Source organism: Amycolatopsis oliviviridis (assembly GCF_014654365.1).
GTDB classification, from domain to species: domain Bacteria; phylum Actinomycetota; class Actinomycetes; order Mycobacteriales; family Pseudonocardiaceae; genus Amycolatopsis; species Amycolatopsis oliviviridis.
In genome coordinates this window covers 95,652-115,954 of record NZ_BNAY01000007.1, presented here as the reverse complement: position 1 = coordinate 115,954, position 20,303 = coordinate 95,652, and the positions used below count along the sequence as shown (strand labels likewise).

Here is a 20,303-nt window from a genome sequence, read left to right as displayed (position 1 = left end):
GCTAGCCTGGCGACGTGACGAGATTGGCTGAACACCTGAGCATCGGACAGGTCGCCGACCGCAGCGGCGTGCCCCATACGGCTTTGCGTTTCTACGAGGACAAAGGGTTGATCAGCTCGGAGCGCTCGGCGGGCAACCAGCGGCGCTACGCGCGGTCGGTGCTGCGCCGGATCGCCTTCATCCGGGCCGCACAGCGGGTCGGGCTCAGCCTGGACGACATCAGCTCGGCGCTGGAGACCCTGCCCAGGGACCACGCCCCCACGAAGGCCGACTGGGCCCGCCTCTCGCGGGGCTGGCAGGACGAACTCGACGCGCGGATCGACGCGTTGCAGCGCCTGCGCGACAGGCTGACCGGATGCGTCGGCTGCGGTTGCCTGTCCCTGCGCAGCTGCGGGCTCTACAACGCCGACGACCAGATGTCCCGTTTCGGCCCCGGCGCGGGGAAACTGCGCCCGGCTTCCGAGGGCGGCATCTGAATTCCGTTGCCACGCGGGGGCCGGATATGCGTCACTGGGACGCGAAATGGACAAGAAGAACCTCATCCGAGCCTCGAAACGGCTCTCCCGGCACCTGCGGCACGCCCCCGGTGACATCGGCATCACGCTGACCCCCGACGGCTGGGTCGACATCGACACGCTCCTGGCCGCCTTGCGCCGCAACGGCTTGCGCCTCACCCGCGCCGAACTCGACGAAGTCGTCGAGGGCAACGACAAGCGGCGCTTCGCCTTCGACGAAGACTGCCTGCGGATCCGTGCCAGCCAAGGCCACAGCGTCGACGTCGACCTCGCGCTGCCCGCCGCCACGCCGCCCGGCGTGCTCTACCACGGCACCGTGTCCCGGTTCCTCGGCGCGATCCTGCACGAGGGGCTCCGGCCGATGAACCGGCACGCCGTGCACCTCTCCGCGACCATCGAGACCGCGCGCACGGTCGGGGGAAGGCGCGGCGTCCCGGTCGTGCTCGTCGTCGACACGCGGGGCATGACGACCGCCGGGCACGAGTTCCAGGTGAGCGCGAACGGTGTCTGGCTCACCGCCGCGGTCCCGCCGGAGTTCCTGCGCCGTCTTCCCTAAACCAGGCCGTTGTTTCGCAGGAGCGACAGCGTGTTCACGGTGAACATCCCGTTCCATTCCAGCGCGGCCGCGGGCGAATAGCTGGTGTAGTCGACCCGCCAGCCGCCGTCTTCGTGCTGCCCGCCCATCACCCGGCGCAGATCCGCTTCGATGACCTCCGACCGGAAAAGCTTCCGCGCCGGCCCGTCCGGGTCCGGGGCGAAGTCGAGCGGGCGCATGGCCTCGCCCTCGATCCCGCCGCCGACGGCGACCACGCCGTCGTCCGGGACGAACCGGCCGAGTTTCCCGGCCAGGCGCGTTTCGCCCAGCGCGTCCACCAGCTTCATCGCGAAGGCGAGCACGAGCGCGTGCGGCACCTCGTCGAGTTTCTCGATCTCGCCGAGGCAGTAGCCCGTGGCCCTGGCCAGCCAGGGATGCGCGGCGACGGCGGGATCGTGCGCCGCGACGCGATGCGCGACCAGCGCGACGATCGCGGTGATCTGCAACGAGGAGACCGATGGATCCGCGCTCGCCCAGAACGGCGCGCTGCCGAACGGATCCGGCATCGGCAGCGCGAACGGGATCCCGCCGTCGGGCAAGGAGATCGAGGCGAGCCAGTCGCAGAGTTCGGCGGCGCGCGGGCTGGTCACCGGGCCGATGTCGGCGAAGACCTCGAAGGCGTGCAGCGCGCCTCCGGGCTGGCTGGTCGCGGAACGGCAGTCGGGTTCGAGCCCGTGGCCGTAGCCGCCGTCCGGATTGCGGTATCCCTCCAGTGCGGCGAGCGCCGACGCCGGGTCACCGTCGCGGAAGAGGACCTCGAAACGCCGCCTGTCGAGCAGGCGGGCCTGGGTGGCCATGAACGTGGCCGCGGAATCGATGTCGATGGTCATGCCGACAGGGTCGCGCGGATCGCGGCGCCTGTCTTGAACACATCGGTCACGTGGTGCGGCGGCGCGGGCGGTTGTAGAGCTTGCGGCCGACGGCGAGGAGCGTTTCGCGCAACGTCTCGTCGTCGAGCGAGGCGACCTCGGGCGAACCGCCGGCGACGGCGATGCCCGCCAGCAGCACCTGGGCGGTCACGATCGCGGTGAGGTCCGGATCCGGGCCGACCAGGATCTCCAGCAGGCGGTTCTTGAAACTGTCCGAGCTGTGCACGGACTTCTCGATCGCGCGGGCGATGCCGGGGTCGCTGGAGAACAGGGCGACCAGCGAGCGGTGCCGCACCACGAGGTCGACGAAACCGTCGAGGAGGTGGTCGATCTGCGCGCCGCGGGTGCGCTGGGCGCGGGCGTCGTCGACGATGCCTTCGAGTTCGAGCAGCACGGGCTCGGCGACGGATTCGGTGATCTCCGCCTTCGTCTTGAAGTGGTAGTAGACAGCGGCTTTCGTGACGCCGAGGGCGTCCGCGATCATCTGCAGCGAGGTGCCTTCCACGCCGTGTTCGGTGAACAACCGCAACGCCGTGTTCAGTAGTCGCGTGCGGGTGTCCTCCGCGTGGACGACGTCCATGATCCCTCCTCGTTCAGCCGTCGGAGATTACGTCAAGCGTGCCCGCCTGGCCAAACGAGTACTAGCCGTGCGGCTAGTCACACACTTGCCGATCGGCTTGTAGGCCCCTAGCCGATCGGCTAGCTTGGAATGAACCTGATCGAGTGAACGGGAGAAGTTTGTGGCCAGCTTCCTGTACCGCCTGGGCCGGTTCTCGTTCCGGCGCCGGGCACTGGTGACGGCGGTGTGGGCCGCCGTCCTGGTGGCCCTCGGCGCGGGGGCGCTGACCCTGTCCGGCCAGCTTTCGAACTCGGTGACCATCCCCGGCACCGAATCGCAGAAGGCGATCGACCAGCTCGCGGACCGGTTCCCGGAGGCCGCCGCCGGTGGCGCGACCGCGCGCGTGGTGATCTCCGCGCCCGGTGACATCACCGACGAGGCCGGGCGGGCGGCGATCGCGGGCCTCGTCAAGGGACTCAAGGACGCGCCGAAGGTCGCCGGTGTGGTCGATCCGCTGCAGATGCAGGCGATCTCGCCCGACAAGCACGTCGCGCTGGCGCAGGTCAGCTACCGCGTCCCGGGCTTCGAACTCACCGATGCCGACCGCGACGGCCTGATGGCCGCGGCGGACTCCGCCAAGGCGGCCGGATACACCGTGGACTTCGGCGGTGACGCGGTCCAGGCGATGCCCGCCACGAACGCCACCGAAGGCCTCGGGGTCGCCGTCGCCGCCGTCGTCCTGATCATCACGTTCGGCTCGCTGCTCGCGGCCGGGATCCCCCTGCTGACCGCGCTCATCGGCGTCGGCGTCGGCATGGCGGGCATCACGACGGCGTCCGGATTCCTCGAACTGAACACGAACACGCCGGTGCTCGCGCTGATGATCGGCCTCGCCGTCGGCATCGACTACGCGCTCTTCATCGTCTCCCGCTATCGGCACGAACTGACGATCGGCCGGGATCCGGAGGAAGCCGCCGGACGAGCCACCGGCACGGCAGGATCAGCCGTGGTGTTCGCGGGGCTGACCGTGATCATCGCGCTGGCGGGCCTGACCGTCGTCGGCATCCCGTTCCTCGGCGAGATGGGCATCGCCGCGGCGATCACCGTCGCCATCGCGGTCGTCATCGCGCTCACCCTGCTGCCCGCCATCCTCGGATTCGCGGGCGGCAAACTGGCCGGCGGCAAGATCCGCTTGCGCCGCAAGGAAAGCACGACGACGCACGGCGAGCGCTGGGCGCGTTTCGTGGCCCGCCACCGGATCCCGGTGCTGATCGCCGCGATCGCCGGGCTCGCGATCGTCGCCATCCCGGCCGCGAGCATGCAGCTCGGCCTGCCGAACGACAGCACCGCCGCGCCGGACACCACCCAGCGCAAGGCCTACGACACCGTCGCGCGCAGCTTCGGAGAAGGCGCCAACGGCCCGCTGGTGATCGTCGTCGACCTCAACGGCAGCACCGACCGGCAGGCCGCGCTCCAGCAGGCGGCCGCGGGGATCAGCGGACTCCCCGAGCGCCCGATCGTCACGCCGCCGAAGACCAATCGGGGCGGCGACCTGGCGCTGCTGACCGTCATCCCGAAGAGCGGTCCGAGCAGCACCGCGACCGAGGACCTCGTCAGCGACATCCGCGGCCTGAACGCGGGACTGGGTTCGGCCACCGGCGCGTCGCTGGCGGTGACCGGACAGACCGCGGCCAACATCGACGTCTCGGAGAAACTCGCCGACGCGATGCTGCCCTACCTCGCGCTGATCGTCGGGCTCGCGTTCCTGTTGCTGATGCTGGTGTTCCGCTCGGTCGTGGTGCCGCTGAAGGCGACGCTGGGCTTCCTCGGCTCCGTGGTCGCGACGTTCGGCGCCGTGGTGGCGGTGTTCCAGTGGGGCTGGCTCACCGATCTGCTCGGGGTGAAGACGACCGGACCGATCATGAGCATGTTGCCGATCCTGCTGATCGGCGTGCTGTTCGGGCTCGCGATGGACTACCAGGTGTTCCTGGTGACGCGGATGCGGGAGGAATACGTCCACGGCGCCGACCCGCAGCAGGCGATGGTCACCGGTTTCCGGCACGGCTCCCGTGTCGTGGTCGCCGCCGCGCTGATCATGATCAGCGTGTTCGCCGGATTCGTCCTCGCGGAGTCCTCGCTGATCCAGTCGATCGGGTTCGCGCTGGCCTTCGGGGTGCTGGTGGACGCCTTCGTGATCCGGATGACCATCGTGCCCGCGCTGATGTCGCTGCTCGGCCGCGGCGCCTGGTGGCTGCCGAAGTGGCTGGACCGCGTGCTGCCGGATGTCGACGTCGAAGGCGAGAAGCTCGCGAAGCAGCTGGACGCTCCTGACGAGCGGGAGCTGGTCGACGCTTCCTCGAAGTAGGCAAGTACATGAAGGCCCCCTTCCTTGCGCCTGTCGCAAGGAAGGGGGCCTTCATGCACTTCAGGTCCGTGCCGCGCGGCTCAGGCCAGCCAGGCGATGGCGCCGCCGATCGCCAGCAGCGCGCCGATCCCCAGCACGATGGCCATGAACTTGACGCTCTTCCAGGTCGCGTAGACGCCGCCGATCAGGAAGCCGCCGAGCGCGAACAACAGCACGGCGATGGTCGTGTTACTCATGCCCGTCAGGCTGCCACACCCACACCCGCGTGACCGCGCCGGGTGCGGCACCACGCAATTCGTCCTCTGAACGCGGTGCTTGCACACGCAAGGACCGCATTCAGAGGACGAAACGCGGGGCTTAGAGGACGCCCTTCGTGGACGGGATGCCGCCCGCGCGCGGGTCCGGCTCGGTGGCGGCCCGCAGAGCGCGCGCGACGGCCTTGTACTCGGCCTCCGCGATGTGGTGCGGGTCCCGGCCGTGCAGCACCCGCACGTGCAGCGCGATCTGCGCGTGGAACGACAGCGAATCGAACACGTGCCGCGTCAGCACGAACGGGTAGTTCCCGCCGATGGTGAAGCTGTTGAACTGCTCCGGCTCGCCGAGGTGCACGCAGTACGGGCGCCCGGAAACGTCGATCGCGGCGTGCGCGAGGGTCTCGTCCATCGGGATCCACGCGTCGCCGAAACGGCGGATGCCGCTCTTGTCGCCGAGCGCCTGGCGCAGCGCCTGGCCGAGCACGATCGCGGTGTCCTCGACGGTGTGGTGCGCGTCGATGTGCACGTCACCGGTCGCCTGCACCTTGAGGTCGAGCGAGCCGTGCACGCCGAACGCGGTGAGCATGTGGTCGTAGAACGGGACACCGGTGTCGATCTCCACCTGTCCCGTGCCGTCCAGGTCGAGTTGGACCGAAATGGACGATTCCTTCGTGGTGCGATCCACCTTGCCGACGCGACTCATCGCGGCACCTCCTTGCTGGCCTCGAGAAAGGCGTCGTTCTCTTCCGGCGTCCCGATGGTCACCCGCAGATGCCCTTCGATGCCGACGTCCCTGATCAGCACACCGTTGTCCAAATAGGACTTCCAGGTCGCGGGCGCGTCCGCGAACCGTCCGAAGAGGACGAAGTTCGCGTCGCTCGGGACCGGCGTGAATCCCAAGCCCAGCAACGCTTCCACCACCCTGTCGCGTTCGGCCGCCAGTTTGGCGACCGAGGCGAGGGTGGCGTCCGCGTGCCGCAGCGCGGCCCGGGCGGCGGCCTGCGTGAGCTTCGAGAGGTGGTACGGCAGCCGCACCAGTTGCAGCGCGTCGACGATCGCGGGCGCGGCCGCCAGGTAGCCGAGCCGCCCGCCTGCGAAGGCGAACGCCTTGCTCATCGTGCGCGACACGATCAGCTTCGCCGGGTACTCCTCGATCAGCTCGACCGCGCTCGGCTGCGACGAGAACTCCGCGTACGCCTCGTCGACCACCACGATCCCCGGCGCGGCTTCGAGCAGACCGCGCAGCTCACCGAACGGGATCGAGCCACCGGTCGGGTTGTTCGGGCTGGTCACGAAGACGATGTCCGGACGGCGTTCGCCCACCAGCGCGGCGGCCTTCTCGGTGTCGAGGCTGAAATCATCGCGGCGCGGCACCGGCAGCCAGTCGGTGCGGGTGCCCGCCGAGATGATCGGGTGCATCGAGTACGACGGTTCGAAGCCCAGCGCCGACCGGCCGGGGCCGCCGAAGGCCTGCAGGACCTGCTGCAGGATTTCGTTGGACCCGTTGGCGGCCCAGACGTTCGACTCCGACACCAGCACGCCGGTGGACACCGCGAGATAGTCCGCGAGGTCCTGGCGCAGCGCGACGGCGTCGCGATCCGGGTACCGGTGCAGCGACGCTGCTTCGGCGCGGACGGCCTCGGCGACGTCGGCCACCAGCGCGTCCGGCGGCGGGTACGGGTTTTCGTTGGTGTTGAGCCGGATCGGCACGTCGAGCTGCGGCGCGCCGTACGGGCTCTTGCCCCGCAGGTCCTCCCGCAGCGGGAGCGCGTCGAGCGTGATCTCCTCGCCGATGGTCATGCCCGCTCCCCCTCGAACCGCGCCGTGATGGCCTCGCCGTGCGCGGGCAGGTCCTCGGCGTTCGCCAGCGCGACGACGCGGCCGGCGATCTCGCGCAGCGCGTCCTCGCTGTAGTCGACGACGTGCACGCCCTTGAGGAAGCTCTGCACCGAAAGCCCGGACGAGTGCCGCGCGAACCCGCCGGTGGGCAGGACGTGGTTCGACCCGGCGCAGTAGTCGCCGAGCGAGACCGGCGCGTACGCCCCGACGAAGATCGCGCCCGCGTTGCGCACCCGGGCCGCCACCGCGCGCGCGTCCGCGGTCTGGATCTCCAGGTGCTCCGCCGCGTACGCGTCCACGACGCGGATACCGTCGTCCACTCCGGACACCAGGATGATGCCGGACTGCTTGCCGCTCAAGGCTTCCGTCACCCGCTCGGAGTGCTTGGTCGCGGCCACGCGGCCGGTGAGCTCCTTGTCGACCGCGTCCGCGAGTTCCTCGGACGTGGTGACCAGCACGCTCGCGGCGAGCGGGTCGTGCTCGGCCTGGCTGATCAGGTCGGCGGCGACGTGCACCGGGTCGGCGGTCTCGTCGGCGAGGATCGCGATCTCGGTCGGGCCGGCCTCGGAGTCGATGCCGATGATGCCGCGCAGCAGCCGCTTGGCCGCGGTGAGATAGATGTTGCCCGGCCCGGTGACGACATCGACCGGCTCCAGCGTCGCGCCGTCGGTGTCGGTGCCGCCGTACGCGAGCAGCGCGACGGCCTGCGCGCCTCCGACGGCCCACACCTCGTCGACACCGAGCAGTTCGGCGGCGGCCAGGATCGTCGGGTGCGGGAGCCCGCCGAACGCGGCCTGCGGCGGCGAGCACAGCACGAGCGTGCCGACACCGGCGATCTGCGCCGGGACGACGTTCATCACCACGGTCGAGGGGTACACCGCGAGCCCGCCCGGCGCATACAGCCCGACGCGCTCGACCGGGATCCAGCGCTCGGTGACGGTGCCGCCGTCGACGACCTCGGTCGTGACGTCCTGACGGCGCTGTTCACCGTGGACCTTGCGGGCGCGGGCGATGGATTCCTCCAGCGCCTCGCGGACGGCCGGGTCCAGGTTCGCGAGCGCGCTCGTGAGCTCCGCGGCGGCCACCCGGACACCGGCGGGACGGACCTTGTCGAACTTCTCGGTGTACTCGAGAACCGCCTCGACGCCGCGATCGCGGACCGCCTCGACCACCGGCCGTACGTGATGCAGCGCCGCGTCCACGTCGTACTCGGCACGCGGGAGCGTGCTCCTGAGTTCGGCAACGGACGGGACCTGTCCACGCAGGTCGGTACGGTTCAGCATGGGTCAAGGGTACGAGGTGGCCCGATCGCCCCGAGCAGGCACACTGGGGTGGTGACCAGCGATCCCACGATGAGGGAGGCCTCCGTGCCGCGAATCGGGTTGTGCCAGCTCACGACGGCCGAGGATCCCGAAACGAACCTGAAGCTGATTCGCGAAGGCGTGGCGGCCGCCGCGGCCGAAGGCGCGCGGATCGTGGTCTTCCCCGAGGCGACGATGGTCCGTTTCGGGGTCTCGCTGAAGCCCCTCGCGCAACCTCTGGACGGGCCGTGGGCGTCCACCGTGGCGTCCATCGCCGAAGAGCACGGCGTCGTGGTCGTCGCGGGCATGTTCACGCCGTCACCCGACGGGCGCGTGAGCAACACGGTGCTCGTCACCGGCGCCGGACATCACCTCGGCTACGACAAGATCCATCTGTACGACGCGTTCGGGTTCGCCGAGTCCGACACGGTCGCGCCGGGGACGGCACCCGTCACCTTCGAGGTCGACGGGGTCACGTTCGGTGTCGCGACCTGTTACGACATCCGCTTCCCCGAACTGTTCCGGAAGCTCGCCGACGACGGCGCGGACATCGTGCTCGTGCCGACGTCCTGGGGCGCGGGCGAGGGCAAACGCGAGCAGTGGGAGGTGCTGGTGCGCGCCCGCGCGCTCGACTCCGGCTGCTGGGTCCTCGGCTGCGGGCAGGCCGATCCGGCCACGACGTCGACCCCGGTGAACCCGAAGGCTCCGACCGGGATCGGCTACTCGACGGTGTCCGACGGCTTCGGCCGCGTCCACACTCAGCTGGGCGCCGGGCCGGAACTGGTGGTCGTCGACGTGGATCCGGCGGTCAGCGGGCAGGCTCGGGCGGCGACGGGCGCTCTGGCGAACCGCCGCCTCTGACGTCCACGGGGCGTTCGAAGAAGGATTCGAGCACCACGATCGTCTGCGTCCCTGTGACGCCTTCGATGGCGTACAGCCTGCGTAGCGACGCCTGCAATTCCTCGGTGGTCGGCGTGCGCACCTTCACCAGGAGCGAGGCCGGGCCCGCGATGATGTGCGCCTCCACGACCTCCGGCAACGCCTCCAGCGCGGCCTTCGTCGGCGAATCGCCCATCCACGAACCGGCCTCGACCAGCACGAACGCCATCACACCCCGGCCGACCGCCGCCGGGTCGACGTCGACGGTCGTGCGCCGGATGGCGCCCTGTTCGCGCAGTTTGCGGACCCGTTCGTGCGCGGCGCCCGCGGACAACCCGACCGCCTTGCCGAGCGCGGCGTACGCCTGGGTCGCGTCCTGCTGCAACTCACCGAGCAGCATGCGATCTATGTCATCCACAGGTTGACCATATCAAGTTCGCCGGTTCATGATGATTGCAGTACATCATTCAGAGACCTGGGGATCTTCATGGACATGGTCAAGGCACATTTCGAGGTTCTCGACGAGCGGTTCGCCCGCGTCAACGGGGACGAGTGGATGCGGCGCCTGCACACCGGCTGCCGGTGGACCGAGGGGCCCGCCTACTTCCCCGCCGGCCGGTATCTGGTGTTCAGCGACATCCCGAACGACCGTGTCCTGCGGTGGGACGAGACCACGGGCGCGGTCGGCGTGTTCCGCGAGCCCGCCGGATTCCACAACGGGCACACCGTCGATCGGCGGGGCAGGCTCGTCAGCTGCGAACAGGGCGGCCGCCGGGTGACCCGCACCGAGCACGACGGCACGACCACCGTGCTCGCGGAGACCTATCAGGGCAAGAAGTTCAACAGCCCCAACGACGTCGTGGAGAGCTCGGACGGCGCGCTCTGGTTCACCGACCCCAGCTACGGGATCGACAGCGACTACGAGGGACATCAGGCGGAGAGCGAAATCGGAGCCTGCCATGTCTACCGCGTCGACCCGGTGGACGGTTCCGTGCGGATCGTCGCGGACGATTTCACGCGCCCGAACGGGCTCGCGTTCTCACTGGACGAGTCGCTGCTCTACATCGCGGACACGCGGCAGGATCCCAGCCACATCAGGGTTTTCTCGGTGAACGACGGGCGGCTTTCCGGCGGCGAGGTCTTCGCGACCAGTGACGCCGGTGGTTTCGACGGGCTGCGCCTGGACGCGGCCGGGCGGATCTGGGCCGCGGCGCACGACGGCCTGCACTGCTTCGCTCCCGACGGCACGCACATCGGGAAGCTGCGCGTGCCGGAGGTCTGTTCGAACCTGACCTTCGGCGGGCCGCGAGGGAACGACCTGTTCATCACCGCGTCCAGTTCGGTCTACACGCTGCGGGTGAACTTCTCGGGGCCCCGGTTCTAGCGCATTTGCGCGGGGCAAGTACCGCATTCAGAGGACGAAATGCGTGGATCCCTAGCGCAGCAGGCCCTCGCGGATCGCCACCCGCACGAACCCGGCCCGGCGCCGTTCCCCGGTCTTGTCCCGGATCCGGTCGAGGTAGGACCGTACGGTCCGCACGCTGATGTTCAGGATCTCCGCCACGTCGACGTCCCGTTCACCGGCCGCGACCAGCCGCAGCACCTGCTTCTCCCGTTCGGACAGCACGATCTTGGGTCCGGCGTGACGATCTTCGCTGTCCTGGATGATCATCCCGGCCAGCGTCGGCGACACGTACGCGTTGTCCTCGGCGATGGTGCGGATGGCGCGCAGGAGTTCGTCGCCGTCGACGTCCTTGGAGAGGAAGCCTTTCGCGCCGGCCTGCATGGCGCCCAGCACTTCGGGCTGTTCGGCGTGCGCGGACACCACGAGCACCTTGTGCCCCATCTGCCCGACTTCGAGCACCGCGGCGGCGTCCTGGACGCCGCGCAGCTTGAGGTCGAGGACGACGACACTGCCCGGCGGCTGCTCCTGGACGGCGAACCGCGCGACGGAATCGGCGACGGCGCCCAGCTCGATGTCGGGCGCTTCGGTGAGGACACGCGCGACGGCGTCCCGGTACAGCGGATGATCTTCGATCACCCCGACGTTGATCGGTGTGGTGCGTTTCGGCTGCTGCTCGTCTGCGTTCACCGGCGTCCTTCGAATCCGCCCGCGTCGTCGCGGGGCGCGACCGGCCGAGACGGGCCGGGCACCTCCGGCGGAGACGCGAGCCCGAGCTGGATGGCCTTGCGGACCAGACCGGCCCGCCTTCTCTCTCCGAGTTTGTCACGGATCCGGTCCAGATAACCGCGGACCGTCCGGACCCCGATGCCCAGGATGCGGGCGATGTCGACGTCGCGTTCGCCCGCCGCGACCAGCCGGAGGACCTGCTTCTCCCGCGCGGAGAGCGCGACGTCCGGAGCGGGCGCGGGGCGGTCGGCGTTGTCCTTGATGATCATTCCGGCCACCACCGCGGAAACGTAGGCCCGGCCCTGCGCGACCGTCCTGATCGCGGTCAGCAGCTCGTCGACGTCGACGTCCTTGGACAGGAATCCCTTGGCACCGGCGGCGATCGCGCCGAGCACCTGCTCGGACTCCGCCTGCGCGGACACCACGAGCACGTGATGCCCCAGTTCGCACACCTGCAGCACGGCCGCCGCCCCGGCGGTCCCGGGCAGGCCGAGGTCGAGCAGCACCACGCTGCCGGGCGGCTGCGGATGGACGTGGAACCGGGCGACCGAATCGACCACCGCGCCGAGTTCGATCCCTTCGGCCTCGGTGAGGACCCGGACCACGGCGTGCCGGTACAACGGATGGTCTTCGATCACCGCGACGTCGACCCGGTCGGTCTCCGGCCTGTCTTCAGTCATCTGCACGTTCCCGCTCACCCCGTCCCACCTGCCGCGGACACCGCCCGGCCCGCCTGCCCCGGATCCAGCGCGGCTCCGCGCGGCACCAGTGCCAGCAATCCATTCGGAACCGGTTGCCGTTCGGCTTGGCCGTATCCGAGGGAGGCGAGTGCCTCGTTGCTCGCCACCGGGTACTTCTGGCCCGTGTCGGTCACGATGTAGACCGTGCCGGAACCGGATTCCGCCACCACCGCGCCTCCCGACGGAGGCACGAAGACAGCATCGGCGACCAGCGCGTCCGTGCGTGCCGTCACAGGGATCGCCTTCGCACCTTGCGGCAACGGGACCTGTGCGGAGATAACGATTCGAGAACCCTGCGCGCATAGCGTCACGGACTGTCCGGTAACGGGCGCTTTTCGCGGGATCCGGTCCGGATACTCGGCGGGATCGGCCCCGCCTGCCCTCGCCGTGCCGACCTTCGCCACCGCCGCGACGCCGGCCGCGCGCACCGCGACGGGGGCCGGGACACCGGTGTAGGCGTCCGCGTTCTGCGGTGTGTTGATCAGCAGGCTCGCCTCGGTCTGGCCGATCGGTTCGAGCCCCTCGGCGTGGACGAGGTAGTACGACGTCGCGTCGTTGGGCGACGCCATCGCGTCCACGACGCCGAGCACCGAACCGACCTTCGTCGCGACGCCGCCGACCTTCGGGCCCGGCCGTCCGGCGTCTTCGACCGCGCGGTAGGCCAGATCACGTCCGGCGGCGACGGTGCCGATCCACCGCGAGGACACCGCGATCGCCGGGTAGGTGTCGAACTGCAGCGCGGTCGCGGCTTCCGAGGTGAGCTTGTAGCGGCGTCCCGCCGTCACGAGATACCGCTCGCCCTCGGGAACGCGGACCACGACGGCCTGATCCCTCGGCAGGTCGATCCCGGCGGCGGGCGCGCCGAGGAGCACCGTCGTCTCCGGTTCGGCCGACGCGGGCGCGTCCTGGGTCGTCCGCGAGCAACTCGTCCACGGGGTGTTCACCAGCGCGGCCGCCGCGGGCAGCGAGTCGGGGGCGCCGGGGATGCCGATCTGCGAACCGCGCGGGGCCTTCGCGAGCTTGTCCGAAGGGACGGTCACAGTGGCCTCGCCGTTGCCGCCCGCCATCAGCCGCGCGGAGGCGTAGTTGAGCACGGGATGCAGCGCACCGTCCTGGCCGAGGATGTAGCGCGCGCCGGTGCCTTCCTCGACGATCACCTTGCCGCCCGCCAGCCAGTCCTTGCCGCCGGAGGGGTTCAGCAGGCCGATCACGCCGAACACCGCGGTGATCAGCAGCGCGACGCCGAGGCCGCACAGGGTTCCGATGACCAGCCTGCGGCTCGGGGCCACCGGATGGTTGGCGTCAGCCGAGACGAGTGCCGAAACCAGTCTCCTGCGGAGGAATTGGTAGGCCTGGATCTGGTCCCGCTGCGTCCACACGCTCCCGTCCCCCGCCGTTCGTGCCCACCCCGATTCGAGGGTGCTCACGTTAGATTCCGGCCCCGGCCGACGGTGAGGGTAATTTTTACGCCCCTCCCCCGCGTGGGGCGCGGCTACCGTCGGGCGCGTGCACGGAGGAGGGGAATTCCTTGTCGGTTGAAGCCCCGGCGGTGGGGACACCCCGCCCGGCCCCGGAACAGGCGCCCGCCCACGGCGTCGCGGGCGCGGCGCCCTTGCCCTGGCTGCTGCCGATCCGCCCGTTGCAGGCGGCGCTCTGGGAGATCGCCGGGATCGCGATCCTGCTGGCCTTCACCGTCGACGGGATCCCCCAGGCCGCTCAGATCAGCATCGCCGCCGCGGGCGGTGTCCTTGTGCTGACGACGTCGGTCCGGTTCGCCGGACGGCATCCCGCGGGCTGGCTGCTCACCTGGGCCGGTTACCGGCTGAAGCGCCGCGACAAGAACGAAGTCCCCGATCCGCTGCACCGGCTCGCCGGTCCCGTCCGGGTGCGCCAGCACGTCGACCGCGCGGGCAACCGCTTCGGCGTCGCCGAGGTCGGCGACGGCTGGAGCGCCATCGTGCGGCTCACCCCGGGTGCCATGCAGCCCGGACCGGACACTCTGGCCGGGATCCTGCGCCAGGCGTACGCGAGCACCGGGATCCCTTTGTCCAGCGCGCAACTGCTGACCTGGACGGTCCCGAATGGACAGTCGCTGCTCCGGGTCCGGTGGCTCACCGTCCGGTACCGGCCCGAGGACGCGCCGATCGCGGCGCTCGCCCGCGGCGGAGGTGAACTCGGCGCGTTGCGGAGCACCGCCTGCGCGGCACTGTCCCTGATGGGCGCCCTGGCCGAGGCCGGGTTCGAGAGCACCGTGCTCGAAGCCGGTGAAGTGGCCGAAGAACTACGCGTCGCGCTCGGCAGCGGCCAGGACGCGCCGGTGGAGGGCTGGCGTTCCTGGGACTGGGGCGGCGCGTCGCAGGTCTGCTACCGGCCCCGGTCGGAGCGGGATCTCGCGCGGACACTGGATCTTCACGTCCCCGGCTCGGCGTTCACCGCGACTTCGTACACGCTTCACCGATCGCCTGGCGGACGGGAAAAGTCCGAGGTGACCATCCGGGTCGGCGGACGGCCGGGGGCGGAGACGGCACGGCCCGCCGGGATCGCGGTCACCCCGCTGCACGGACGGCACGCGTCGGCGGTCCGCCGGACCCTGCCGCTGGCGCTGGAGAACTGAGGGGACGGTCCGTGGAGGATTCCTTTCCTCGCTGAGGGTAGGGCAGGAATCCTCCACGGACGTAAAACGCGTTTCGTCCTCTGAATGCGGTCGTTGCGTAGGGCAACTACCGCATTCAGAGGACGAAACGCGTGAAGGGGGTCAGCCCCGGACGGCCTCGTAGACACCGGCGATCATGCCGACGAACGGGATCAGCGAGAGCAGCACCAGGAACTCGACGATGTCGAGAGTCCTTGCCCAGTAAGGGGAACGACGTCCCTTCGCGACCCGGGTCGCGTAAGTGAGACAGACACCGGCGGCGACGACGACCGCGCAGCCCGCGGCGAAGACGAATGAACGCGGACCACCCGCGGCGAGCCAGAAACCGGCCGATGCCAAGGCGGCCGCACCGAAACCGATGAGCACGAGCCGCTGCGAGCGGCCGGCGAACGCGCGCGAACGCAACATCAGCGCCAGCCCCAGCAGCGCGCACAAACCCGCTTCCCAAGCCCCGCCGGAAGACGCCAGGACCACCGAAGCCGAAACGACGGTGAGTCCGAGCGCGACGAGCAGCCCGGTCAGCAACGCCTGCGCGTAGGTCGTGCCGCCGACCATGTCCTCGCCGAGCGAAGGATTCTCGTCGGCGCGGAACGCGTCCATGTCGTCGGGCACCCGCGGCAGCGGCAGCCTGCCGAGCCGCAGCGCCATCATCGGCGCCACCGCGGCCAGCCCCGTCGCCACCACCGCGACCACGGCGGCCGCCGAGCCGGCGCGGACGTCGGCCAGCAGGACGATGGCGGTGGTGATCGCGCCGAGTCCGGCCGACACCGTCACCGCGACGAACCACGGCAGCCGGTCCGCCACCGAAACGGCCGCGATCACGCCGTACACGGTCACCACGGCGAGCCCGGCGGCCAGCGGCCCGGCCGACAGAGAGAACAACGGATGCGGCGACAGGATCGACATCCCGGCCAGCAGCGCCGCGCCAACACCGGCGAGCGCGCCGGCGGCACCGGCCTCCGCGTCACCGTAAGCACGGCTCAGCGCGCCGCCGCCCAGCACCAGGACCAGCGCGAGCAGCCCGGTCCCGATCGGCGCCAGCACACTGCCGGACGCCGCCGCCTGCACCAGCAGGCCACCGGCGAGCAGCAGCACCACGGACGCGACGATGCCCGCCTTGCGCGCCACCGACGGGCCCCATCGGCCGGTGCCCGTCTCGGCGACGCTGGCGATCGAGTCGACGACGTCGTCGAACAGCAAGGGACCCCGCGGGCGTTCCCGCGGGGTCAGATGGAGGACTTCGCCGTCGCGTACCTGTGCCGCGGCGACCGTGAGCCCGAGCGCGAGCGGTGCGCCGCCGAGCCGGGACAGCACCCATCCGGGATGCTCGGCCGACGCCTGCCCCGAAGCGCCCGCGAGCCGCACGAGCTGCGGGACGAGTTCGGCGAACGTGCTCTGCTGCGGCAGCGCCACGTCGACGCGCGCCCTCGGTGTCACCACCGTGACGCGCCGGGTGGAGCCCGCGATCGCGGCCGTCATGCTTCGATCGACTTGGCGGACTCGATGACCGGGGCGAACTTCGCGCTGCTGGCCTCGGCCAGTTTCTGCAGCCCGTTGTTGACCGCCTCCAGCACGATCTCCGAGATGTTGCGCGCGTCGTACTGGCGCAACGCGCGCGGGTCGATGTCGATCGAGGTGAACCGGCCGTCACCGCGCAGCACGACGGTGACCTCGTTCTGCCGCGAGTGCGCCTTGACCTCCATCGCCTCGACCGAACGCTGGATGCGCTGCACCTCTTCGGTCTGCCTGCGGACCTGGTCCAGCAACTCGTCCATGTCCGGCATGGCGTAGGGGTCGGTGGTCACGAATCTTCTCCTTCATCTGCGGTGAAATCCCGCCGGACGTGGACACTGCCCACGAACCGCCGGAAGTCGTCGCCGAGGCCGCGGGCCGCCTCGGGCGTTGCGGTGCAGGCGATCTCGAGGATCAGCCGCTCGGCCGGGCTCGCCCCCGGCACGGTCAGCTGCACCTGCGTCTGGACGAGGTCCTGCCCCTCGCCGGTGCGGATGCGCAGCACCTGCGTCACCCCCGGCGCGATCCCGGTGCCGATCACCTTGCGCCGCACCACTTCGAGCGCGGCCATCGACCGGCCGAGGCGTTCGACCGCCTCGTCGGCGATGTCGGTGATCTCTGCTTTATCGGGCCGCTGCCCGACGCTCAGGGTGATGTTCGGGGTGAACTCCGAGTCCGTTCCGGGGTGAACGGCCACGAAGACGGCGCCCTCGGCGCCGACGGACGACGGCTCGACCGGGACCCAGCCGTCGGGGATGTCGAATCCGAGCGGGAGGGAAACCCGGTCCTGCGTCGCCATAGCACTCATTCCCGTCACCACGTGCCCACGTAGGAGACCGCGTCGTCCCACGCCTCGCCGACGGCGTCCGCCGCCTGGCCGGCCGCGCCGCTCACCGCGTCGACGGCCGCGCCGCCGTACTCGCCGACGGTGTCCGCGATCTTCGGCAGGTCGATGTCGATCTTCGCGCCGATCCCGGCACCGAGACCGAGGGCGACGCCCGCCTTGAAGTTGACCTTGATGTGCCCGGCGTCGTAAACCGCCTGGCCGTCGAGCTGCGCGCCGAGTCCGTATTGGAGGGTGCCGCTCGCGCCGACGCCCACCCCGGCCACGTCCGCCGCGAGCTCGCCTTCGACCTTACCTCCGACGAAGGCGTTGGCGTGCACGCCGACACCGTGCGCGCCCGCCTGGAACGAGCCGTTCACCTCGCCGCCGACGAACGCGGTCCCCTTGGCGCTGCCCGAAGCGACGCCCCATTCCTTCTTGCCTTCGAGTTCTTCCTTGAAGGCGGCCAATTCGGCGTGACCGGACGCCTTGAGATCCCAGCCCTGCGAGGAGACCTTGGCGTCCCACCCCGGGGTGAAGCCGTCCTGCTCCTGCTTCCACTTGGCATACGTGATCTCGGTGCTGTTCCAGGCCTTGTCGCGCAGGCCTTCCGGCTTCGGCCTGCCGAACGGCGTGTCGCCGGCGCGCGGGGCACGCGTGCCTTCGAGACCGTCCCAGGTGAGCTTCTTCCAGCCGGAATTGCCGAACCAGGAAGGATGCGAGCGCGGGCGTTTGCGGCCGTCGAGCGCCTCGCCGTTGAGCCAGTACAACGGGCCGCGGCCCCATTTGCCGAGTTCGTGCTCGATCCGGCCCGTGCCCTCCGGCGGGAACAGCCGCGCGAGTTCCTCGCTCAGCTCGTCGGCGATCTCCTGCGCCGCCTGCGCGGCCCGCTCACCGAGCTGGCGGGCGGCGGAGATGAAGGCGTTGACCGCGTTCGCGTTCGCCGTCCGCGCCTGGCTGGTGAGCTGAGCGGCGTACTGGTCGAACTGGGCGAGGATCGAGTCCACACAGGACTTCGCGCCCTGCAAGGCTTGCGCGCCCGCGCGCAGCCGGTTCGACTGATCGCTCAGCTTCGTGCCGAGCTCGGTGAGTTCCTGGCTCAGTTTCGCCGCGGACGTGGCGAACGCGGTGTAGGCGTCGCCCTCCCAGGAGGCGTTGAGCGCCTTCGCCGCCTTGCCGATCTCGTCCGCCCGGCCCGAGACCGTCGACGCCCGGTCGCCGCACCGCTGACCGGCCGCGTTCAGCGCCGAAGGATCACCGGTGACGCGCCGCTGGTACTCGACCACGAGCCGCCGATAGTTCGACAGGATCGAGCTGACGACGCCCGACGCGTCGACCACACCGCTCCCCGACACGGTTTACCTGCCCTTCGCCGGTGAATCCGCGCCTGCGTCGATGTCAATGTGCTGCTCGAAGTGCTTGCCGCCGTAGTTCATGTCGATGTCGATATCGATGTCCTGCCCGCCCGGCGCCTGCACGGTGGACTTGCCGGTGCTCAGGTCGGTGGTGATGGTGACCGTGTTCCCGTTGCCCGCACCCGCGCCCGGGAGCGAGCCGCCGGAACCCGAGCCCCCGCCGGAGGGTCTGTCCACCGGGATCCAGGCGTCGGCGCCACCCGGCCAGTTCCCCTGGGATCCGTTGCCGCCCAGCGCGGGCGGGCGGTACTGGGTGAACGGCGGAGTCTCGCCCGGCGTCGTCCCGCCACCGGAAGCGCCTCCCGCACCACCACCCGCGCCCCCGCCGGAACCGCCGATCGCGGCCTGGCCGGAGCCGCTGGCGACCGAACCCGGCGCCTGCGGATTGGTGACCGGGGTGCCCGAGACCGCCGAGTTGCCCGCCGCGCCGTTGTCGCCGGCGTCGTTGTGCCCGAACAGTTTCTGGACCTCGCCGATGATGGTGGCGATCTGGGTGATCTGGTTGGCGAGGTCGACCACGCCGAGCGCCTTCAGCAGCGCGCCGATCGCGGTGATGAACGCGCGCAGCGAAGCGCTGGTGGCGGTGGAAAGCGCGACGGCGGCACCGTAGGTCCACGGATTCGACATCAGGCCCGCGACCGTCGGGTTCACCGCCGCGACCACCGATTTGTACGCGGTCTGCGCGGTCTTGATCAGCGTCCCGGCGATGCCGAGCAGCTCGGCGCCCTTCTGCACGACCTGGATGATCTTGGTGAGCGAGTTCAGGGAGTCGGTGATCTTCTTCAGCGCCGAGTCCGACGCCCCACCGGACCAGATCTTCTTCAGCTGCTCGGCGGCCTTCGTCACCTCGTTGTACATGGTGAGGAACTCGTTGGCCTTCTTGAGCACCTCGAGCACGTGCTTCGCGATCTGCTCCGGCTGACCGGTGAGGATCTGCGGCAGGATGGTGATCGGCCCGCCCGAGCCCGCGGTCGCGTCCATCGCGCTGGAATTGGGGTAAGTCAGCATGTCGCTCCTCAGGCCGGAAGTCAGACGGAAGCCGGGCGGTAGACGCTGACCTTCGCCAGGCCGTTGATGTCCGCTTCGACGATTCCGTGGTTGTAGAGCAGCCCGCCCTCTCCGGCGATGGCGATGATCGGCTTGCTGTCGGAGAACAGGAGCGGTTCGACCACGACGACGTCACCGCTGTGCACCCCGCCGGGCACGTCGCCGAAATTGCGCGCCGTACCGGCGTAGACCTCGATGACCCCGACTCGCGCCTGGTTGTCGGCGTCACCGGCCAGCCAGTCGTTGAAGTCCGAGACGCCGTGGAACCGGGTGTCGGTGATCGGGTGGTCGCCGAGCTGCCCCAGCCGCGCGTCCCCCAGATAGCGCAGCACGTTGCCGACCGACGACGGTTCGCCGTTGCCGCCGGCGCTGTCGTTGATGGCCAGCGTCGCCAGTTCGGAGGCGTGCGAGTTCCCCCAGATCGACGACGTCGACCCGGCGCCGCCGCCACCCGGGCGGCCGCCGTACCCGCCCGCGACCGCCTCGTCGGCGGCCTGGTAGGCGTCGGCGCTGCTCTTGATGAAGCCGTTGATCTGCTGCAGCAGCTGAAGGAGCGTGCGGACCGCGACCACCTGCTGGCTCTGCATGGCCGTGTTGGCCGCCGCCACCGCGCTGCCGAAGGTGGCGAACGACATCGGCTGGAGGACGGTGCGTTCGAGGTCGCCGACGACGTTGATGCCCTGCATGATGATGCCGCCCAGGTTCCCGACCGCCGAGCGCATGGCCTCGGGCTCCGCCCGGTACTCGCCCGTGCCGACCATGGCTCTCCTTTTCTCGTTCCCCCACGTCTGCGTTGACCAGCAGCG

Annotated in this window: 22 protein-coding genes; 6 read left to right on the top strand and 16 right to left on the bottom strand. The window is 70.3% G+C overall.

Annotation, left to right across the window (positions count from 1 at the left end):
- Positions 1–14: 14 nt before the first annotated feature.
- Positions 15–476, top strand: a complete 462-nt coding sequence (soxR, locus tag IE302_RS28440) for a redox-sensitive transcriptional activator SoxR (protein WP_005155287.1) — start codon at positions 15–17, stop codon at positions 474–476.
- A gap of 46 nt (positions 477–522) precedes the next feature.
- Positions 523–1,071, top strand: a complete 549-nt coding sequence (locus IE302_RS28435; protein ID WP_191257500.1) for an RNA 2'-phosphotransferase — start codon at positions 523–525, stop codon at positions 1,069–1,071.
- Here IE302_RS28435 and IE302_RS28430 read toward each other — a convergent pair.
- Together IE302_RS28430 and IE302_RS28425 are read right to left on the bottom strand one after the other, a co-directional pair.
- Positions 1,068–1,940 (bottom strand): prenyltransferase/squalene oxidase repeat-containing protein, encoded by an 873-nt coding sequence (locus tag IE302_RS28430; RefSeq protein ID WP_191257499.1) that lies wholly within the window; start codon positions 1,938–1,940, stop codon positions 1,068–1,070. The two genes, IE302_RS28435 and IE302_RS28430, sit on opposite strands and share 4 nt — an antisense overlap.
- Before the next feature lie 46 nt (positions 1,941–1,986).
- Positions 1,987–2,559, bottom strand: a complete 573-nt coding sequence (locus IE302_RS28425; RefSeq protein WP_191257498.1) for a TetR/AcrR family transcriptional regulator — start codon at positions 2,557–2,559, stop codon at positions 1,987–1,989.
- A gap of 160 nt (positions 2,560–2,719) precedes the next feature.
- Here IE302_RS28425 and IE302_RS28420 point away from each other — a divergent pair, with 160 nt between their 5' ends.
- Complete coding sequence (locus IE302_RS28420) at positions 2,720–4,903, top strand: MMPL family transporter (protein ID WP_191257497.1); 2,184 nt, start codon at positions 2,720–2,722, stop codon at positions 4,901–4,903.
- A gap of 80 nt (positions 4,904–4,983) precedes the next feature.
- On the opposite strand, the gene IE302_RS28415 is transcribed toward IE302_RS28420, so the two are convergent.
- From IE302_RS28415 to hisD, 4 genes are all read right to left on the bottom strand, one after another.
- The gene (locus tag IE302_RS28415) at positions 4,984–5,139 is read right to left on the bottom strand and encodes a CG2302 family histidine operon protein (RefSeq protein WP_191257496.1); all 156 of its coding nucleotides are present in this window, start codon (positions 5,137–5,139) and stop codon (positions 4,984–4,986) included.
- Positions 5,140–5,260: 121 nt separating this feature from the next.
- Positions 5,261–5,860, bottom strand: a complete 600-nt coding sequence (gene hisB / locus IE302_RS28410) for an imidazoleglycerol-phosphate dehydratase HisB (RefSeq protein ID WP_007029930.1) — start codon at positions 5,858–5,860, stop codon at positions 5,261–5,263.
- Positions 5,857–6,957, bottom strand: coding sequence for a histidinol-phosphate transaminase (locus IE302_RS28405; RefSeq protein WP_191257495.1), 1,101 nt, complete (start codon positions 6,955–6,957; stop codon positions 5,857–5,859). Before IE302_RS28405 ends, hisB begins: the two co-directional genes overlap by 4 nt.
- Positions 6,954–8,279 (bottom strand): histidinol dehydrogenase, encoded by a 1,326-nt coding sequence (gene hisD / locus IE302_RS28400; protein ID WP_191257494.1) that lies wholly within the window; start codon positions 8,277–8,279, stop codon positions 6,954–6,956. Before hisD ends, IE302_RS28405 begins: the two co-directional genes overlap by 4 nt.
- A gap of 84 nt (positions 8,280–8,363) precedes the next feature.
- Between hisD and IE302_RS28395 the strand changes: the two genes are divergently transcribed.
- The gene (locus IE302_RS28395) at positions 8,364–9,158 is read left to right on the top strand and encodes a carbon-nitrogen hydrolase family protein (RefSeq protein ID WP_191257493.1); all 795 of its coding nucleotides are present in this window, start codon (positions 8,364–8,366) and stop codon (positions 9,156–9,158) included.
- Here IE302_RS28395 and IE302_RS28390 read toward each other — a convergent pair.
- Complete coding sequence (locus IE302_RS28390) at positions 9,106–9,594, bottom strand: Lrp/AsnC family transcriptional regulator (protein ID WP_229907975.1); 489 nt, start codon at positions 9,592–9,594, stop codon at positions 9,106–9,108. The two genes, IE302_RS28395 and IE302_RS28390, sit on opposite strands and share 53 nt — an antisense overlap.
- Positions 9,595–9,663: 69 nt before the next feature.
- Between IE302_RS28390 and IE302_RS28385 the strand changes: the two genes are divergently transcribed.
- Positions 9,664–10,560: an SMP-30/gluconolactonase/LRE family protein gene (locus IE302_RS28385; protein ID WP_191257492.1), complete on the top strand. Its 897-nt coding sequence runs from the start codon at positions 9,664–9,666 to the stop codon at positions 10,558–10,560.
- 51 nt (positions 10,561–10,611) lie between these two features.
- Here IE302_RS28385 and IE302_RS28380 read toward each other — a convergent pair whose 3' ends face one another.
- Genes IE302_RS28380 through eccB form a run of 3 tightly spaced genes read right to left on the bottom strand, consistent with a single transcriptional unit; the run spans position 10,612 to position 13,474 of the window.
- Positions 10,612–11,268, bottom strand: a complete 657-nt coding sequence (locus IE302_RS28380) for a response regulator (protein ID WP_191257491.1) — start codon at positions 11,266–11,268, stop codon at positions 10,612–10,614.
- Positions 11,265–11,987 (bottom strand): response regulator transcription factor, encoded by a 723-nt coding sequence (locus tag IE302_RS28375; protein ID WP_229907974.1) that lies wholly within the window; start codon positions 11,985–11,987, stop codon positions 11,265–11,267. The genes IE302_RS28380 and IE302_RS28375 overlap by 4 nt, the downstream gene beginning before the upstream one ends.
- Positions 11,988–12,001: 14 nt before the next feature.
- Entirely contained in the window at positions 12,002–13,474 is a 1,473-nt protein-coding gene (gene eccB, locus IE302_RS28370) for a type VII secretion protein EccB (RefSeq protein WP_229907973.1), read from the bottom strand.
- A gap of 101 nt (positions 13,475–13,575) precedes the next feature.
- On the opposite strand from eccB, the gene IE302_RS28365 reads away from it, so the two are divergent.
- Positions 13,576–14,661 (top strand): type VII secretion protein EccE, encoded by a 1,086-nt coding sequence (locus IE302_RS28365; protein ID WP_229907972.1) that lies wholly within the window; start codon positions 13,576–13,578, stop codon positions 14,659–14,661.
- A gap of 141 nt (positions 14,662–14,802) precedes the next feature.
- On the opposite strand, the gene eccD is transcribed toward IE302_RS28365, so the two are convergent.
- The 6 genes from eccD to IE302_RS28335 are packed head-to-tail and all read right to left on the bottom strand — an operon-like array spanning position 14,803 to position 20,258.
- Positions 14,803–16,179: a type VII secretion integral membrane protein EccD gene (eccD, locus tag IE302_RS28360; RefSeq protein ID WP_191257489.1), complete on the bottom strand. Its 1,377-nt coding sequence runs from the start codon at positions 16,177–16,179 to the stop codon at positions 14,803–14,805.
- Positions 16,176–16,505, bottom strand: coding sequence for a YbaB/EbfC family nucleoid-associated protein (locus IE302_RS28355; protein WP_191257488.1), 330 nt, complete (start codon positions 16,503–16,505; stop codon positions 16,176–16,178). Before IE302_RS28355 ends, eccD begins: the two co-directional genes overlap by 4 nt.
- Positions 16,502–17,011 carry a hypothetical protein gene (locus IE302_RS28350; RefSeq protein WP_191257791.1) on the bottom strand — a complete coding sequence of 170 codons (510 nt, stop codon included), beginning with the start codon at positions 17,009–17,011 and terminating at the stop codon, positions 16,502–16,504. Before IE302_RS28350 ends, IE302_RS28355 begins: the two co-directional genes overlap by 4 nt.
- A gap of 14 nt (positions 17,012–17,025) precedes the next feature.
- Positions 17,026–18,375 (bottom strand): WXG100 family type VII secretion target, encoded by a 1,350-nt coding sequence (locus IE302_RS28345; RefSeq protein WP_191257487.1) that lies wholly within the window; start codon positions 18,373–18,375, stop codon positions 17,026–17,028.
- Between the two features lie 18 nt (positions 18,376–18,393).
- Positions 18,394–19,458 (bottom strand): hypothetical protein, encoded by a 1,065-nt coding sequence (locus IE302_RS28340; protein ID WP_191257486.1) that lies wholly within the window; start codon positions 19,456–19,458, stop codon positions 18,394–18,396.
- 20 nt (positions 19,459–19,478) lie between these two features.
- A complete protein-coding gene (locus IE302_RS28335) occupies positions 19,479–20,258 on the bottom strand; it encodes a WXG100 family type VII secretion target (protein WP_191257485.1) in 780 nt (259 codons plus the stop codon).
- Positions 20,259–20,303 lie beyond the last annotated feature (45 nt).